Below are 16,546 nucleotides of genomic sequence, written 5' to 3'. Positions count from 1 at the left end.
GTCGGCGTGCCGAGCAAGCTCGGCACCTACAGAAAATGCCGCCTGCAAGGGCGGCATTTTCGTTCCGGCTGCGCCGGAACAGCAGTAACGCTGCGCGTTACTGCTTGAGCGGAATCACGCGGATCTCGACGCGGCGGTTCTTGGCGCGGCCGGCATCGGTGCTGTTGTCGGCAATCGGATAGGACTTGCCGGCGCCCAGCGTTTCGATACGCACGCTCTGCACGCCCTGCCCGACCAGGTACTGCGCGACCGAGTCGGCACGTTCCTTCGACAGGCGGTTGTTGACCGCGTCGCTGCCGATGCTGTCGGTATGGCCGACCACTTCGATCATGGTCTGGTTGTAGTCACGCAGGGTGCCCGCCACGCCATTGAGCGAACCGTAGAACTGCGGCTTCAGGGTCGACTTGCCGAAGTCGAAGGTGATGCCGTCCGGCAGGTTCAGCATGATGTTGTCGCCCTGGCGCTGCACATCAATGCCGGTGTTGGCAGTGCGCTCGCGCAGTGCGCGTTCCTGGCGATCCTGGTACTGGCCGACGGCGGCGCCGCTGAGCGCGCCGATACCTGCACCGATCAGGGCATGCTGGCGACGCTCGGTGGCGCTGTCGCCGGTCAGCAGGCCGGCTGCCACGCCGATGGCGGTGCCGATCAGGGCGTTGCGGCCGGTGCGGTTCTGCTGCTCGGTCGGGTTGCCGTACTGGTCACTCTGTACATAGGAGCCGCCGGTGGCGCAGGCCGACAGGACGGCCGCGCTCATCAGGGCCAGTGCGACGTTGCGGGTGGTGTTGCGGATCATGAGGTTCTCCTTGGTTTCCGGTCGGCCGGCGGCCTGCGGGCGCAAAGAGAATAAACAGCCCGATGCGATGCCGGAATGATGATCGGGCACGCCGACAGGGCCGCGTTCAGCTAACTGACCGGATCGCTCAGGTCGCCCTTTACCCCGCCCCCGACTGGCGGTAAGCCGCCAACGCGGCGTCGCGACCTGCGGCCAGATCCACCAGCGGCGAGCGCGGATAGTCCGGCGCGTGTGCCGCCAGCAGCAACGGATGCTGCCAGGGCGCGAATCGTGCCTTCGCCGGCAGCGCGGCCAGTTCGGGCACCCAGCGGCTGATGTACCGAGCCTGCGGATCGAATTTCTCGGCCTGGGTCACAGGGTTGAACACACGGAAGTACGGTGCGGCGTCGGCACCGGTCCCCGCCACCCACTGCCAGCCCATCGTGTTGTTGGCCAGGTCGGCATCGACCAGGGTGTCCCAGAACCAGCGCGCGCCATGCAGCCAGTGCGCGCGCAGGTGCTTGCACAGATAGCTGGCAACGATCATCCGCACCCGGTTGTGCATGTAGCCGGTGTGCCACAGCTCGCGCAGGCCCGCATCGACGATCGGCACGCCGGTGTTGCCGCGTTGCCAGTCGTGCAGCTGCGCGCCACTGGGCGTTGCCCATGGGAAGCGATCAAAGCGCGGATTGAGATTCCCGGTGGGCGTCTTCGGGAAGTGATGCAGCAGGTGGTAGGCGAAGTCACGCCAGCCCAGCTGGCGCAGGTAGCCATCGATGTCGGCGTCGGTGCCGGCGCTGCGCAGCCCTTCCAGCGCATGGGCGATCCGCCAGGGTGCGATTTCGCCGAAATGCAGGTGCGGCGACAGCCGCGAGGTGCCGACCCGGTCCGGCAGGTCGCGCTGCTCGCGGTACCCGCGCAGGGCACCGTCTTCAAAGACGGACAGTGCTTCCAGCGCACCGGCTTCACCCGGCTGCCAGTGCTCCCAGAAACCGGTATCCCAGCCCAGCGTGGGCGCCAGCCGCAGCGCGTCCAGCGTGAGACTGTGGACCGTATGTGCCGCCAGCGCCTTCGGCGCGGCCTGCAGCGCGGGCAGCCGCCAATGACTGAGTACGTTGCGCCAGTACGGGGTGAATACCTTGTACGGCTGCCCCTGCTGGGTGGCGATATCCCAGGGCTCGAACAGCAGGCTGCCATTGCAGCTCTGCGCGTCGATGCCCTGATCACGCAGCGTGCGCTTGATGGTGGCATCGCGTGGCTGGGTCGCAGGTTCGTACTTGCGGTTCCAGAACACCGCCTCGGCGCCGGTCTGTTCGATCAGTGCCTGCAGCGTGGGCATGCTGTCACCGCTGCGCAGCACCAGTGAGGAACCCCGCGCGCGCAGATCCGCATCCAACGCGGCCAATGAACGGTGGCGCCATGCATCGGAGGCGGCACCCGGCGCCCACTCACCTTCTTCGTGCGGCGCATGGATGTAGACCGGCACCACGTCGTGACCTGCATCCAGCGCGGCCTGCAGGGCCGGATTGTCCTGCAGCCGCAGATCACGACGGAACCATACCAACGCTACCGACACAGACACCGCCTTCGTTGTTGAAGGCGGACATGATAGCCAGCGGCGGTGAAGGCATTGCACGCGGGGCCGTCTGCTAGTCTGCCGGGCCCGTTATCGGAACAACGACGCCATGAATGACCTGCACGCTGCCTTCGCCCGTTTCGGCCCGTTGCAGGCCCAGGACGAACGTGACTGGCAGGGCCCGTTCCCGCTGCCGCCCGTGCTGGCACACTTCTACGCGCAGGTCGGGCCACTGGGGCGCGAGATCAACACCAAGGTCGGCCATGCCGGCATCGCCATTCCCGGCCTGGATGTGTGGGTACCGCCGCTGCAGCGCCTGTGGAGCTACCAGGCGGGCTACCGCTGGAATGGCGTTGACGGCAAGCCGATCGCGGACTGGCCCGGCCACTGGCTGGTCGTGGCCGACTTCGGTGCCGATCCCTTCATCCTCGACATGGACGATGGCAGCGTGCTGTTTGCACGGCATGGCGGCGGACGCTGGGAGGCCGATACGTTCGCCGACGACCTGCCCACCCTGATGGCAGCGCTGGCCGCCGCAGGCACGGTCTACTTCGATGCAGGCGACGATCTCTACAACGATGACGACGATGGCGGCATCCGCGCCGAGCACCAGGAAGCGGCCGTGCAGGCGGTGGCCCAGGTGCTGGGCGACCGCCTGCAGGCCGAGTCGTTCATCGAGACACTGCAGGGGTGAATCCACGCATGGCGTGGATCTACTGACCATCGCTCTTCGGCCACTCCCAGCCGGTCGCACGACCGACAAAATCGCCGTGAAGCCCCATGCCGCTCAGGTCTACCGGCATGACCTCACCGTCAAGATGCAGGGTGAGGCCTCGACAGTCGATCCATTCCGCAAGGATCACCAGGGCATCGTGGATGGCTGCGCTACGTTCAGAGCGGAGCGCTTCAGCCACCCGCTTGCGCTGATCATCGGTCAGGCTGTACGAGAGCGCAGCGACGGTCTGCTCACCCACGAGAGGCGGAGTCTTCTCCAATCGCTGGGCCGAAACACAGCCTTCGCTGCAACGGACCAGATCGTCAATGATCGTCTTGTAAGCCTCAGCGGATGTTCTGGAGGTCATAGGGCGGTGTCCATCCTTCGATCAACCGACCCGAATGATGGAACCATCCTTTGCCTCAGGTCCATCACACACGTTGCAGATCCAGCGAGAAGGAGAGGAACTGCCGGATCTGGGCGCTGGCAGTTCGCCTGAAACCCCGCACGATCAACGCGCGGGGACAGCCTCGAAGCGCTCCATCGCTTCACTGATCAGCGCGCGGGCTTCGGCGGCATTACCCCAGCCATTGAGCTGCACCGGATTACGGCCGGCCGGCAGGTCCTTGTAGACCCGGAAGAACGCCTCGATGCGCTGCCGTTCGATCTCAGGTAGATCCTTCAGATCGCGAATATTGGCGTAGGTCGGGTCGACCTTGTCGGTCGGCACGCCGATGATCTTCTCGTCGTGCTCGCCGCCATCGATCATCTTCAGGTAGCCGATCGGCCGGAAGCGCACGATCACGCCCGGATGCAGCGGTTCGCGGGTCAGCACCAGCGCATCCAGCGGATCGTTGTCACCGGCCAGGGTGCGCGGCATCGAACCATAGTTCGCCGGATAGGCGACCGGCATCGACTGGAAGCGGTCCACATGGACCAGGCCGTCTTCCTTGATCTCGTACTTGGTGAAGCTGCCGGCCGGAATCTCCACGGCCAGATTCACCTCCTGCGGCGCCTGCTTCGGCTGCGCTACCAGGAACGGATGCAATACGGTATCGGCAGCGGTCACCGCACTGGCCAGCAACAGAAGAGCGGCGCCGATGGCGGCGAGCGGAAGGGTGCGGTGGGACGTGGTCATCGGCGTCTCCTCATTCCCAGCAACGATCGGCACGACCCTTGGCCGTCTGCGCGCGCGGGCAGTCACGCGGCGTGATGCGGCCTTCGGCCAGCTCCGTGCGCTGCTTGCCACCGTTGGCATCGCGGCGCAGTTCGAAGGCATCGTAGAGCCGGCCGGTCACGGTGCGTGCTTCATAGCGCAGGTGCTGCGGGTCGATGTGCAACACCTGGAACAGCTGGGTGTCCTCGGCCACCGGGTCCATCGTCCTGCGCGCTTCGTCGGAAAGGCGATACTGCTTCGGCCCCGCCACGGTCACCACGTACTGCGGCGTCGCGGCCTGCCCTTCGCCACGGCGACCGTAGGTGTGGTCGTGGCCCTGCAGCACCAGATCGACGTTGTGGCGGCGTACCACCGGCAGCAGCACCTCGCGCAGCGCGGCGTTCTCACGGCCTTCGCGCGGCGAGTAGAACGGCTGGTGCAGCAGTACGAGGGTCCACGGCTGCGGATTGCCGGTCAGCACCTTGTCCAGCCACTGCGCCTGCGCCTTGGCCGTGCCGAGGTCGAGTGCCGACGTGCCATCGACCACCGCCACGCGCACGCCCTGCGCATCGAACCAGTAGCTGGTCTGCTGCGCGGCGGCAGCACCATTGCCCGGCAGCGCAAACGTCACCGGCCAATGCCTGCCCAGCACGCGGCGTTCCTGCGGGGTGTCCTCGAATTCCTCGAAATACTCGTGGTTGCCGATCGCCGGCGCCACCAGCGTTTCCTGGGCCAGCCAACCGGTGGCGGCAAACCATTCGCCCCACTCACTGTCATCGGCACCGTCACCCCCGCTGACCAGATCGCCAGCGAACAGGCTCAGGCGTGCCCCGGGTGCAGCCTTCTGCGCGGCGCGCACCACGCGGCTGACATGGCTGACGTTCTTGTTCTGGGTGTCGCCGAAGTACAGCAGGGTCAGTGGCTGGTTGGGCGCAGCCAGCGTGCGCAGCTGGTTCCAGGCGCTCCAGCTGCCATTGCCCTGCACGCGGTAGACGTACAGGGTATCGGGCTGCAGGCCGCTGACATCGGCGCGGTGGTGGTGCGACAGCCCGTTCTCGGTCTGCAGCGCGTGTGTCGTGGCGCGTACCTGGCGGATGCCCTCGATGGCCGGTGAATCGCCAGCGAGGGCAATCTCCAGCAGCGGCGCCTGCACACTACCGTCGGTACGCCAGGCCACGGCGAACCCATGGCTGGGATCGACCGCCGGCGAAGCGACAATGCGGTCCGGCACCGTCGTCGCTGCGTAGTGCCGGCTGCCCGCCGGCACCTGGGTGTTCGGTTCAGCCGCCGCGAACGACACCGACGGCACCGCCAGCAGCAGGCCCAGCACCAGCGTACGCATCAGGCAACGACCGCTCATGCGCCACACTCCAGCGGCAGCGCCAACTGCTTGGCGATGCTCTCCCAGTCGAACGCCACCACGCCCTGGTCGTCGTGCACCGCATACAGCGCACCGTGCGGGAAGCGCACACTGGGCTGCTGCATCATCCAGATGCCATCGGTGTTGGCCACGGTATTGCCCTGGAACGCGCCGACCGGCTTCAGGGTGTGGCGGTCGAACAGATGGAACACGCTGCGCTGCTTGCCCTGTTCGGTGGTGATCCACCAGCCGTCCTTGCCGCAGGTACGCAGGGTCACGCCTTCGGCCTGCGCCTTGAACACATCACGGCCGAAGGTGGTGCCGGTGAAACGCCCGGCCAGCGTGTAGACCTTGAACTCGCTGGCGTAGCTCTCGTCCTCTTCGGCGATCAGCAGGCGATCGTTCTCGGGGTCGCCCCAGATCGATTCGACCACGCGCAGGGCACCCGCTTCAGTGGTGTCACCAATACTGGCCACACGTTTCGCTTCGACCTTCGCACCGTCGCGGGTCACCTGGTACTGGCGCACGCGCTTGTCCAGCTCGGCCAGCGGCGGCAGGATGTCACGGCCCTGTGCATCCTCGCCGTTGTCCCAGGAGTCGGTGACGTAGACGCTGTAGCCATCGGCACGGCGGTCGACCCACAGCCCGTACGGCTTGCGCAGGTCGTCCGCAGCGAAGGTCGCCAGCGGGGTGAAGTCCGGCAGGCTCAGCACCTGTACGCGGTGATTGTCGCGCTCCACGATCCACAGCAGATCGTCGGTCACCGCGATGCCGTTTGGGCGGTCGAACTGCCCTGGCGCGGTGCCACTGCTGCCTACGTCGCGCAGGTGCTGGCCGCTGCTGCCGTCGTAGACCACCAGCTTGTCGGTGGCCTTGGCAGTGGCGATCAACCACAGCTTTCCGTCAGGTGCACGCCAGGCGGCGGGCGAATCGATGTTGTCGGCCGGCGTCATCGGCGAAAGGAATGCCTCGGCGATGGTGGTCACCGCACGCTCGGCCGTGGCCTTCGCCCCGGGCCTGGCCACGGACGGATCGTTGCCGGTGGCCGGCGTGCAGCCCGCCATCAACGTTGCGGCCAGCACGGCGGCCAGCAGGGTGATGCGAGGCGCCATCACAGTGCCACCTTCAGGCCCAGCGCGTAGGTACGGCCATATTCTTCCATCTGCAGCGTGCGCGAGCGCGTGCCCTGGTACAGCTCAAGCGGCTTGTCCAGCAGGTTCTGCGCTTCGAGGTACATGCTCACGCGCGGTGTGAACTTGTAGTCCAGCGAGAAGTCGAGCTGGGTGTTCGGCGCAACGTAGATATCGAAGGCACGGCCCTTGCCGATGCTGTCCAGGTACTCGCTGCGGTACACCGCTGCCAGCCGCGTACTCAGACCGTACTTCTCATAGCCGATGTGGGCACTGTAGACGTGCTTGGAGGCGCGCGGCAGGGTGAAGTCCTCGCCTGGGCGGTCCTTGATGCCGGCATCGAACGTGGTGTCCAGCCAGGTGCCGCTGGCACCGACCAGCAGTCCATCCAGGCCGGAAGGCAGGAAGGCCAGCTGCTGCTGCCAGTTGAACTCGGCACCACGCACGGTGGCCTTGCGGCCGTTGATCGGCTGGGTCACGTCGAAACCGCCGTAGGCCGGATCATTGGTACGCACGGTTTCCACGATGTAGCCGTCGATCGACTTGTGGAACAGGCCCAGCGAGACAATGCCGCTGCTGCCGATGTACTTCTCCACCGACAGGTCGATGTTCTTCGATTCGTACGGGTCCAGTTCCGGATTGCCCAGGCGCACCTCCTCGTCACCCCGGCTGTAGCCCACGCGCGGTGAAATGTCACCGAACGAGGGACGCGATACGGTCTTGTTGGCCGAGGCACGCAGCACCCAGTCGTCTGCGGCGTCGTAGCGCAGGTGCAGGCCCGGCAGCACGTTGGTGTAGCTGCTGTTGGCCACGCGCGGGGTGACGGTGAAGCTGCGGCCGTTGGCTGCCACGTCCACCTGGTTGCCGGTTGCCTTGAACTGGGTGTTCTCCACGCGCACGCCGCCGATGATGCGCAGCGCCCCGATGTCCCAGGTACCCATCGCATAGCTGGCGAAGATGTCCTCGCTGGCCACGTAGTCCTCTTCCAGCGAGGTCATCGCATTGCCGCCAATGTCCTGCGGGCGCGCGCTGTACTGGCTGCCATTGGCCGCCCAGAACGCGCGCATCGCAGCCGAGTCCATGCCGTCGCCCAGGTTGCCGTGGCGGTGTTCGGGCGAGGAGGTGCTCCAGCTCGACAGCGCGACCTTCGGGCCGACCCGCAGTTCGTTCTCGTCGACATTGACGTCGCGGTCGCGCCAGCGGCCCAGCAGGCCGATCTTGATGCTGCCGCTGTCGCCGTCGAAACGCACGTTGACCTGCGCGCTGTGTTCCTTGTCATTCACCTGTTTGGGCGAGAGCACGAAGCGGTCGAAAGCGTAGTTGCTGTTGTCCAGCCACTGCGGATTGTCGAAGCTGTAGCTGGGCAGGCGGCTGCTCTGGTCAAGCGTGCCATTGAAGGCCTTGCCGTTGAGCTTGAAGCGCGCTTCCATCTCGTCATTCACCCGCTCTTCGGTACGGGTGTAGCCAACCTTGTAGTCGACCACGGCGTTGGTCAGCTTGTTCTCGCCACCGAGGCTGGCCGCGAAGGTGTTTTCCTTCTTGGTGCGATAGCGCATGCGCTTGTCGATGGAATCCTTCGGCATGCCGTCCAGGCGGTACTGGTCGGTGCCGGTCTTGACCATCCTGGCGTCGTCGAAGTTGAAGATCACGCGCTGGCGGGTTTCGGCATCGTCGAACTGGCTGTACAGCGTGCGCAGGTAGTACCTGCTGTCTTCGTTCGGGCGCCAGTCGAGGTTGAGGTTGGCACCGATGCGCTTGCGCTCGATCTCGTACTTGCGGTGCTGCAGGTTGATCGCGGTCACGTCACCGGGGGCGGCGTCATCCTCGCCGCCGTACTCCACTTCGGTGTTGTCCGACTCGAACTTCCGCTTCTGGTAGTTCACGCCCAGCGCCACGCCGAAGGTGTCGTTGAACACCTCGCTGTAGTTGAAGGCCGCCTTTGGACTGGTCTCGCCGGACAGCTGCTGGTGGCTGCCCTCGATCTTGCCGCGCAGGCTGCGACCGTCACGGTCGAAGGCCGAGGCCGACTCGACCAGCACCGCGCCGCCGATGGCGTCGCCGGGCATGTCCGGGGTGGGCGACTTGACCACGCGCAGGCGCTCGGTGGAATCGGACGGGATCACATCCAGCGGGGCGGCGCGACTGGAATCCTCCGGCGTGCCCACGGCGATGCCATCCACGCTGACGCTGTTGAGATTGGCATCCAGGCCACGAATGACCACGAAGCGGCCCTCGCCCTGGTCGCGGGTGACGCTGATGCCCGGCAGCCGCTGCAGCGATTCGGCCACGTTCTTGTCCGGGTACTGGCCCAGCGCATCGGAGGACACCGCATCTTCGATCGCGTCGCTGCTGCGCTTGAGGTCCACCGCGCGGATCTGCGATTCAAGCTGGGCGCGCACTTCAATGCGGTCCAGGTCGACCGCATCGGCGGCCACCGAACCGGTGGCGGCGACCGCCTGCTGCCCGGCCGCCTGCAGTGGTGCCGCAGCCCCCATCGCCAGGGTCAGGGTGATGGCAACGGCCAACGGAGTCTTGATATGCACTGGGAATCCCCATTCCTGTTAAGAATGGGTCTGCACGGTATGTCCGCAAGGTTGCATGGCCGTGACATGGATCTGCACATTTCATGCAGGCCGCCTCCGGCCCCGGTTTGGGGTTGGGCGTCCAATCCGGCAAAATGGCGTCCTCTCTCCTTTTCCCCTTCCCGACCATGAAGATCGTCGAAGTGCGCCACCCGCTGGTGCAGCACAAGATCGGCCTGATGCGCAATGCCGCGCTCAGCACCAAGGATTTCCGCGAGCTGGCCAATGAACTGGGCACGCTGCTGGCCTACGAGGCCACCGCCGACCTGGACACCGAACCGCACACCCTGCCCGGCTGGGCCGGCCCGGTCACCGTGCAGCGCATCGCCGGCGCCAAGATCACCGTGGTGCCGATCCTGCGTGCCGGCCTGGGCATGCTCAGCGGCGTGCTGTCGCTGATCCCGGCCGCGCGCGTCAGCGTGGTCGGCCTGCAGCGCGATGAGGAAACCCTGCAGCCGGTGCCCTACTTCGAGCGCCTGACCGGCCGCCTGGAAGAGCGCGACGCGCTGATCCTGGACCCGATGCTGGCCACCGGCGGCACTCTGATCGCCACCATCGACATGCTCAAGCGTGCCGGTGCCCGCCGCATCAAGGGCATCTTCCTGGTGGCCGCGCCGGAAGGCATCGACGCGGTCAAGGCCGTGCACCCGGACGTGGAAATCTACACCGCGGCCATCGATGCCCAGCTCAACGACAAGGGTTACATCCTGCCGGGCCTGGGTGACGCGGGCGACCGCATCTTCGGTACCCGTGTCGGTTGAACCGGCGGACCAGGGTCAGAGCCCTTTCGCAGCGAAAGGGATCTGACCCCAACAGCTGCGGGGGGTCGGATCCCTCTCCACGGGAGAGGGCTCTGACCCCAAACGCTGTACTAAAGACCGGCCGCGAACGCTTCCAGCTGGCCGATGACGGTGTTCCAGCCGTCGAAGAAGCCCAACTGCTCATGCTGGTCACGCAGGGCCTTGTCCGGGTGCATCACCCGCGCGGTGTAACGGCAGCCCTGGCCCTCGTCCTCCATCGTGATGATGGCGGTGAAGCCCAGCCACGGTGACTGCGGCCGCCAGCCCGGGCCGAGCATCGAGGTGAACACCAGGCGCTGCTGCGGCACGATCTCCAGGAAACTGCCCGGATTGTCACTGCTGCCACCGTCGGGGCCCTGCATGAAGGTGTGGAAGGCCCCGCCGGGGCGCAGGTCGAAGGCACGCACCTCGGTGCTCCATGGCTTCGGGCACCACCACTGGCGCAGCAGCGCCGGGTCGGTCCACGCCCGCCACAGGGCGGCGCGCGGTACGTTCAGTACGCGGCTGATGACCAGATCGGTCTCGGGGTTGTCACCTGCGTCTACGGCCATGGGCCTGCTCCTGTCGGTGAAGGGTTTCGACAAACTCGACCATGCGGTCGGCGCGCGCCTCCCACACGGCGCGCTGCGCGGCCAGCCATTGCTCGGCCTGGCCCAACCGTTCCGGCACCAGTTCGCAGGTGCGTACACGTCCCTGCTTGCGGCTGCGCACCACGCCACTGCGCTCCAGCACGGCCAGATGTTTCATCAGCGAGGGCAAGGCCATCTGGAAAGGCTCGGCCAGCACCGACACCGTGCGCGGCCCCTGCCCCAGCGCGGCCACGATCGCGCAACGGGTCGGGTCGGCCAATGCCTGGAACACGTCTTGAATGGCGCGGTCATACTTACCCATATGGCTAAGTAATACGCCGATCTGAATGCCGCTGCAAGCAGTCGCTGCCGCGGCACGATTCTTCACGTGGCCTTGCTACCCGCAGGCCAATGCTCCGCGCACACGCCACCGCTTGGAGTGTCCTCGATGAAAGCTTCTTTCCTGCTGGCTGCTGTCCTGCTGGTCAGCCTGCCCCTGGCCGCCAATGCCACCACGCCCCAGCAGCAGCGCATGGCCGACTGCTCGGCCAAGAACAAGGGCTTGAAGGGTGATGCCTACAAGACCGCGCAGAGTTCCTGCCTCAGTGGCCACGCTGCCGACGCCAAGCCGGCCAATGCGCAGCAGGAACGCATGCGCAGGTGCAACGCCGACGCCGGCGCCAAGAAGCTGGCCGGTGACGCGCGCAAGACCTTCATGAGCAGCTGCCTGAAGGCGTCGTAACGGTTGCATTCGGATAAAACGCCATCCACGCATGGCGTGGATCTACCGCCGTCTGTGAAAGGCCGGGCAATGCCCGGCCATTTCATTACCCCAGCGCGCGCGCCTTCAGTTCCCCCTGCTCGTGCAGGGTCACGAAACGCCCCTTGTCATCGCGCCCCAGCTGCGCCAGTGCCACCTGCGGATCGTGGGTGAAAAACAGATGCACGTTGCGCGCCAGTTTGTCCTCAAGAAACTGCCGCTTCTCGTCGATCAGCAGTTCGGCGTTGCGGTCGTAGCCCATGGTGATCGGTACATGCACCCATGAGCGGCCGGGAATCAGGTCGGCACAGAACACCACCCCGCCGTGCGCATCCTCGCCGGCGTGCGCGTGGCCGACGATCTCGGCCAGCATCAACCCCGGCGTGTGGCCGTCGCTGTAGCTGAAGCGAACGCTGCGACCCAGTACCTTCGAATACTCGCCGTCCACCACTTCCAGGCGGCCGCTGGCCTGCAGCAGGCCCGGCAGCTCCGGAATGAAGCTGGCCCGGTCGCGCGGATGCGGCTGCATGGCGCGCTGCCAATGCTGCGCACCGACCACATAGGTCGCATTGGGGAACAGCAGTTCCGGCTCACGCCCTTCACTCCATGCCGCCAGCAGGCCACCGGCATGATCGAAGTGCAGGTGGCTGAGCACCACGACATCGATATCCTCGTGCTCGAAACCGGCTTCGCGCAGCGAATCGATCAGTACGTGTTGGCTTTCCTGAACGCCGTAGCGCTCGCGCATGCGAGGATCGAAGAACGCGCCGATACCGGTTTCGAACAGCACTGTCTTGCCTTCCAGCGGGCTGGCAAGCAGCGCACGGCAGGCCAGCTCGATGCGATTGAGCTCGTCCGGTGCCGCCCATTTTTCCCACAACGCACGCGGCGCGTTGCCGAACATCGCACCGCCATCGAGGCGTTGCGAGTTTCCACGAATAGACCAGAGTTTCATTCTCCGATTATCGGCGCCGGCCCGTTAAATAATCGCTAGGAAGAAAACAGAAAACCCCGCCGTGGCGGGGTTTCGGTATTGAGCCAGATTGCCGGCCAGCGGCCGGCACTACCGGGTCAACGTGCCGGCACGACCTGGGCGCTGCCGACCGGATTGCGTGGGTCGCTGCCGCCGAACAGCTTGTTCGCCTTACGGTCCCATTCCACGGTCTGCAGGTTGCCCCACACGTGGCTGGAACCGCGGCCGCCCGCGGCAACATTGCCCGGCAGATCGATCTTGTGGCCCATCGCCTGCAGCTGCTTCACCGTCGCCGCGTCGAACGCATCGTCCTCGGCTTCGATCAGGTCAGGCAGCCATTGGTGGTGGTAGCGCGGCAGCGCGGCAACCTGCTGCGCATCCAGGCCAGCGTCGTAGCCGAGGATGCCCAGCAGCACCATGGTGATGATGCGGCTGCCACCCGGGGTACCCAGCACCACCACCTTGTCGGCGTTCTCCATGAAGGTCGGCGTCATCGAGCTGAGCATGCGCTTGCCCGCCTTTGGCGCATTGGCTTCATAGCCCATCACGCCGAACGCGTTGGGCGTACCCGGCTTCAGCGCGAAGTCGTCCATCTCGTTGTTCAGCAGCACGCCGGTGCCCTTCGGAATCAGCCCCGAGCCGTACAGCAGGTTGACGGTCTGGGTGGCGCCGACACGGTTGCCGTCACGGTCGATGATCGAGAAGTGCGTGGTCTCGTCGTCTTCCAGCGGGGTCGGGTTGCCCGACAGCAGGTCGCTGGGCGTGGCCTTCTCCGGATGGATGGTGGCGCGCAGGCCCTGTGCGTAATCCTTGCTGGTCAGCACCTTCTGCGGGATCTGCACGAAGTCCGGATCGCCAAGGAAGAAAGTGCGGTCGCGGTAGGCACGGCGCATCGACTCAACCACCAGGTGGGTGCGGTGCGCCGGGTCCATCTTGCTGATGTCCCAGCCTTCCAGGATCTGCAGCATGCTGGCCAGCGCGATGCCACCGGACGACGGCGGCGGCGCGGTGGTGATCTTCCAGCCGTTGTAGTTGAACACGATCGGCTCGCGCTGCTTCACGCGGTAGCCGGCCAGCTCTTCAGCGGTCCACTTGCCGCCGGCCTGCTTCACGCCGGCCAGCAACAGCTTTCCGGTCTGGCCCTTGTAGAAGCCGTCGAAGCCACCGGCCGCCAGGCGCTCCAGCGTCTGCGCCAGTTCCGGCTGCTTGAACAGGTCACCGCTGGCGATCGGCTTGCCGTTGCGCAGGTAGACCTCACGGGTGCCGGGGTAGCGCTCCATCACTTCGCGGCGCGAGGCATAGCCCTTGGCCATGCGGTCGTAGACCGGGAAGCCTTCGCGCGCGATGCGGATCGCCGGCTGCAGCGATGCAGACAGCGGCAGCCTGCCGTGCTTGGCGGACAGTTCGACCAGCGCCGCAGGCAGGCCCGGAATACCGGCCGACCAAGCACCGTTGACCGAGCGATCACGGTCCAGGTTGCCCTGCTTGTCGAGGAAAGCCTGCGGCGTGGCCGCCGCCGGAGCGGTCTCGCGCGCGTCCAGCATCACGTCCTTGCCGGTAGCCGCGTCATGCAGCAGGAAGAAGCCGCCGCCGCCCAGGCCGGAGCTGATCGGCTCGACCACCGCCAGCGTGGACGACACCGCCACCGCCGCGTCGAAGGCGTTGCCGCCCTGCGCCAGGATGTCGATGCCGGCCTGCGTGGCCAGCGCATGTCCACTGGCAATGGCGGCGCCCTCGGGGCGCTCGGCACGGGCTGGGCTGTCGGCCCAGGCCATCGGGCTCAGCAGCAGGCCGAGCAGCAGCAGGGGGCGGGCGATCAGCGTCTTCATTCGGATGGGGGCTCCGCGTAGAGTTCGGGGTGATCGTGCTGCAGCTGGCGCAGCTTGGCCAGCAGCTGGTCTTCCGTTTCCACGATCTCCGGGTCCGGATCGATGCACTCGACCGGGCAGACGACCACGCACTGTGGCTCGTCGAAATGGCCCACGCATTCGGTGCAGCGCGCAGGGTCGATCACGTAGATGGTTTCACCCATCGCAATGGCCTGGTTCGGGCAGGCCGGCTCGCATACGTCGCAGTTGACGCAGAGCTCGTTGATTTTCAGCGACACGGCGATACTCCTCGCCCGCGCCCTGGGACAAAGGACCGGCCAACGCGGGCGCGCGGGCCGGTCAGGTCATCAGCGGCGCCCTTGCAGGACGCCGCCCGGGCCATGCCGGAGCATGGCCGCCATGGCTCGGTCTTACTTGGCTTCGACGAAAATGTACTCGGCACCGGTCGGCTGGATCGCAGCCTGCACGCGGGCGTTGTCGGCCGACTGGCCGATGAAGACGACGCGCACGCCCTTCATCGAATCCGGCCCCACGTCCTTGAACACGGCCTGGATCATGTCAGCCATCTTGCCCGAGGCCGACGAACCGAAGGCCAGCATGTTGCCCGGCTGCACGCCACGGGCCACGGCCTGGGTCGCGCTCTCGGTCTGGCGCTCGTACTTGGCCTGGAAGTCCGGGTCCGATTCCGGCGAGAGGTAGTACAGGAACGGGCTGTTGGTGATGTTGCCCATGTTCTGGATGGCCACTTCCTGCAGGTACTTCTTCCAGCCTGCATCGTCATCCTTGGCCGGGGCGACCAGGGCCTGCTTGGCCTCGTCGACCGGAGCGGCCTCTTCCTTCTTGCAGGCGGTGAAGGCCAGGGCCAACGAAGCGATCAGCATCGCGCGCATGGTGGTGTTCATGGGTTTCCTCCCGGAATGGTGCGTGGTGTTGTACGTAATGGGGTGCGGGTACAGCAGGGCTTACGACTGTGCCGCCTTCGCTTCGCGGACCTTGCGCAGGGCTTCGAGCACCGCGGCCGGCACGAAGCCGGACACGTCGCCGCCCAGGCGCGCGATCTCGCGGACCAGCGAGGACGAAATGAAGCTGTGCTGCTCGGCCGGGGTCAGGAACAGGGTCTCGACCTCGGGGATCAGGTGACGGTTCATGCTGGCCATCTGGAACTCGTACTCGAAGTCGGACACCGCGCGCAGGCCGCGCAGCAGCACCCCGCCCTGGACCGAACGTACGAAATGGGCCAGCAGGGTATCGAAGCCGATGACCTCGACGTTGCTGTGGTGGCCCAGGGCGCCACGCGCCAGCTGCACCCGTTGCTCCAGCGGCAGCGCCGGGCCCTTGGACGGGCTCTGCGCCACGCCCACCACGACCTTTTCAAACAGCGGCGCAGCCCGGCTGACCAGGTCGATATGACCATTGGTGATCGGGTCGAACGTGCCGGGGTAGACGGCGATGCGGCGGTTGGCCACGGTCATGGGCGGATGCAGATGTTCAGATGAGGTCAAAGTGTAGCAGTGGCGCGGCGGTACAGGGCAAAGCGCACCTCGCGGGTGCCGCCCTCGCGGTGCAGCAGCCAGTCCGGCGGCAACGCCGGCACGTGGCCGGCCGGCGATTCCAGGTACAGCCAGGCATCGGCGGCCAGGTGCCGCGGCAGCTGGGACAGCACGTCCTGCCACAGACCATCGGCGAACGGCGGGTCGATGAAGACCAGATCGGCCTGCTGCGCCGGAGCGCCCTGCAGCCAGCGCAGGGCATCGGCCTGGACGACGGTGATCTGGTCGCTGGCCTGCAGCCTGGCTACGGCTGCGGTCAGATTGCGCCCCAGCTGGGCATCGCGCTCGACCAGGGTAGCGTGGGCGGCGCCGCGCGAGACTGCCTCCAGGCCCAATGCGCCACTGCCGGCGAACAGGTCCAGCACCCGCGCCCCGCCCAGCTTGGGCATCAGCCAGTTGAACAGTGTTTCGCGCACGCGGTCGCTGCTGGGGCGAAGCCCCGGCAGGGTCGGCACCGGCAGGCGGGTATTGCGCCAGCGCCCACCGATGATGCGGACCTGGCCGTCATTGCCACCGCGGCCGCTCACCGGCGCTCCCGGTGGGGGTTGTTCGAGAATTTCAGCATGAGCGGGATTGTAGTTCGGCCGGGCGGCGCCCGGCACCCGCAGAGGCCGGAGCAACAGCCGAAGCAAAGGCAAAAGCCGGCTATCCGTGGGTTGGCGGGGTGGGTCCGGTTGAGGGGGACGCCGTAAACCCGTCCATGGGGGCTTGGTCGCGGCATCCATGCCGCTCACACCCCCTCAACCGGACCCACCCCGCCTTCGACAGTTTCCT

General features: G+C 66.4%; 18 protein-coding genes. 3 read left to right on the top strand and 15 right to left on the bottom strand.

Annotation, left to right across the window (positions count from 1 at the left end):
• Positions 1-97: 97 nt before the first annotated feature.
• Both D7T59_RS08040 and D7T59_RS08035 read right to left on the bottom strand, forming a co-directional pair.
• Positions 98-793: a YiaD family glycine zipper/OmpA-like lipoprotein gene (locus tag D7T59_RS08040; RefSeq protein ID WP_164136552.1), complete on the bottom strand. Its 696-nt coding sequence runs from the start codon at positions 791-793 to the stop codon at positions 98-100.
• Positions 794-932: 139 nt separating this feature from the next.
• Positions 933-2,348 carry an FAD-binding domain-containing protein gene (locus D7T59_RS08035; RefSeq protein WP_180852049.1) on the bottom strand — a complete coding sequence of 472 codons (1,416 nt, stop codon included), beginning with the start codon at positions 2,346-2,348 and terminating at the stop codon, positions 933-935.
• A gap of 109 nt (positions 2,349-2,457) precedes the next feature.
• Between D7T59_RS08035 and D7T59_RS08030 the strand changes: the two genes are divergently transcribed.
• Entirely contained in the window at positions 2,458-3,042 is a 585-nt protein-coding gene (locus D7T59_RS08030; protein ID WP_180852027.1) for a hypothetical protein, read from the top strand.
• Between the two features lie 19 nt (positions 3,043-3,061).
• Here D7T59_RS08030 and D7T59_RS08025 read toward each other — a convergent pair whose 3' ends face one another.
• The 5 genes from D7T59_RS08025 to D7T59_RS08005 form a co-directional block, all read right to left on the bottom strand.
• On the bottom strand, positions 3,062-3,430 hold the full coding sequence (locus tag D7T59_RS08025) for a DUF6547 family protein (RefSeq protein WP_180852029.1): 369 nt from the start codon (positions 3,428-3,430) through the stop codon (positions 3,062-3,064).
• A gap of 144 nt (positions 3,431-3,574) precedes the next feature.
• Positions 3,575-4,201 (bottom strand): inorganic diphosphatase, encoded by a 627-nt coding sequence (locus tag D7T59_RS08020; protein WP_180852031.1) that lies wholly within the window; start codon positions 4,199-4,201, stop codon positions 3,575-3,577.
• Positions 4,202-4,211: 10 nt separating this feature from the next.
• Positions 4,212-5,579: a purple acid phosphatase family protein gene (locus D7T59_RS08015; RefSeq protein WP_180852033.1), complete on the bottom strand. Its 1,368-nt coding sequence runs from the start codon at positions 5,577-5,579 to the stop codon at positions 4,212-4,214.
• The gene (locus D7T59_RS08010; RefSeq protein ID WP_180852035.1) at positions 5,576-6,691 is read right to left on the bottom strand and encodes an NHL repeat-containing protein; all 1,116 of its coding nucleotides are present in this window, start codon (positions 6,689-6,691) and stop codon (positions 5,576-5,578) included. The genes D7T59_RS08015 and D7T59_RS08010 overlap by 4 nt, the downstream gene beginning before the upstream one ends.
• Positions 6,691-9,204 (bottom strand): TonB-dependent receptor, encoded by a 2,514-nt coding sequence (locus D7T59_RS08005; RefSeq protein ID WP_219629855.1) that lies wholly within the window; start codon positions 9,202-9,204, stop codon positions 6,691-6,693. Before D7T59_RS08005 ends, D7T59_RS08010 begins: the two co-directional genes overlap by 1 nt.
• Positions 9,205-9,419: 215 nt before the next feature.
• Between D7T59_RS08005 and upp the strand changes: the two genes are divergently transcribed.
• Positions 9,420-10,052, top strand: coding sequence for a uracil phosphoribosyltransferase (gene upp, locus D7T59_RS08000; RefSeq protein ID WP_049457648.1), 633 nt, complete (start codon positions 9,420-9,422; stop codon positions 10,050-10,052).
• Between the two features lie 110 nt (positions 10,053-10,162).
• On the opposite strand, the gene D7T59_RS07995 is transcribed toward upp, so the two are convergent.
• Together D7T59_RS07995 and D7T59_RS07990 are read right to left on the bottom strand one after the other, a co-directional pair.
• On the bottom strand, positions 10,163-10,642 hold the full coding sequence (locus D7T59_RS07995) for an SRPBCC family protein (protein WP_180852038.1): 480 nt from the start codon (positions 10,640-10,642) through the stop codon (positions 10,163-10,165).
• The gene (locus tag D7T59_RS07990; protein ID WP_407070876.1) at positions 10,623-11,048 is read right to left on the bottom strand and encodes an ArsR/SmtB family transcription factor; all 426 of its coding nucleotides are present in this window, start codon (positions 11,046-11,048) and stop codon (positions 10,623-10,625) included. Before D7T59_RS07990 ends, D7T59_RS07995 begins: the two co-directional genes overlap by 20 nt.
• A gap of 60 nt (positions 11,049-11,108) precedes the next feature.
• On the opposite strand from D7T59_RS07990, the gene D7T59_RS07985 reads away from it, so the two are divergent.
• The gene (locus D7T59_RS07985) at positions 11,109-11,402 is read left to right on the top strand and encodes a PsiF family protein (protein WP_180852040.1); all 294 of its coding nucleotides are present in this window, start codon (positions 11,109-11,111) and stop codon (positions 11,400-11,402) included.
• A gap of 85 nt (positions 11,403-11,487) precedes the next feature.
• Here the strand turns inward: D7T59_RS07985 and D7T59_RS07980 are convergent, their stop codons facing one another.
• The 6 genes from D7T59_RS07980 to rsmD all read right to left on the bottom strand — a co-directional run bounded on the left by D7T59_RS07980 (position 11,488) and on the right by rsmD (position 16,299).
• Positions 11,488-12,375 (bottom strand): MBL fold metallo-hydrolase, encoded by an 888-nt coding sequence (locus tag D7T59_RS07980; protein WP_005412984.1) that lies wholly within the window; start codon positions 12,373-12,375, stop codon positions 11,488-11,490.
• Between the two features lie 116 nt (positions 12,376-12,491).
• The gene (gene ggt, locus D7T59_RS07975; RefSeq protein WP_180852042.1) at positions 12,492-14,222 is read right to left on the bottom strand and encodes a gamma-glutamyltransferase; all 1,731 of its coding nucleotides are present in this window, start codon (positions 14,220-14,222) and stop codon (positions 12,492-12,494) included.
• Positions 14,219-14,500: a YfhL family 4Fe-4S dicluster ferredoxin gene (locus tag D7T59_RS07970; RefSeq protein WP_004153175.1), complete on the bottom strand. Its 282-nt coding sequence runs from the start codon at positions 14,498-14,500 to the stop codon at positions 14,219-14,221. Before D7T59_RS07970 ends, ggt begins: the two co-directional genes overlap by 4 nt.
• A 132-nt stretch (positions 14,501-14,632) precedes the next feature.
• Positions 14,633-15,124 carry a hypothetical protein gene (locus D7T59_RS07965; RefSeq protein WP_008267340.1) on the bottom strand — a complete coding sequence of 164 codons (492 nt, stop codon included), beginning with the start codon at positions 15,122-15,124 and terminating at the stop codon, positions 14,633-14,635.
• Positions 15,125-15,184: 60 nt separating this feature from the next.
• On the bottom strand, positions 15,185-15,694 hold the full coding sequence (coaD, locus tag D7T59_RS07960; protein WP_010484372.1) for a pantetheine-phosphate adenylyltransferase: 510 nt from the start codon (positions 15,692-15,694) through the stop codon (positions 15,185-15,187).
• Between the two features lie 26 nt (positions 15,695-15,720).
• Positions 15,721-16,299 carry a 16S rRNA (guanine(966)-N(2))-methyltransferase RsmD gene (gene rsmD / locus D7T59_RS07955; protein ID WP_180852044.1) on the bottom strand — a complete coding sequence of 193 codons (579 nt, stop codon included), beginning with the start codon at positions 16,297-16,299 and terminating at the stop codon, positions 15,721-15,723.
• Between the last annotated feature and the right edge of the window lie 247 nt (positions 16,300-16,546).

The organism is Stenotrophomonas maltophilia (assembly GCF_013464915.1).
Lineage (GTDB): Bacteria > Pseudomonadota > Gammaproteobacteria > Xanthomonadales > Xanthomonadaceae > Stenotrophomonas > Stenotrophomonas maltophilia_AT.
This window is presented reverse-complemented; position numbering and strand designations above follow the sequence as displayed.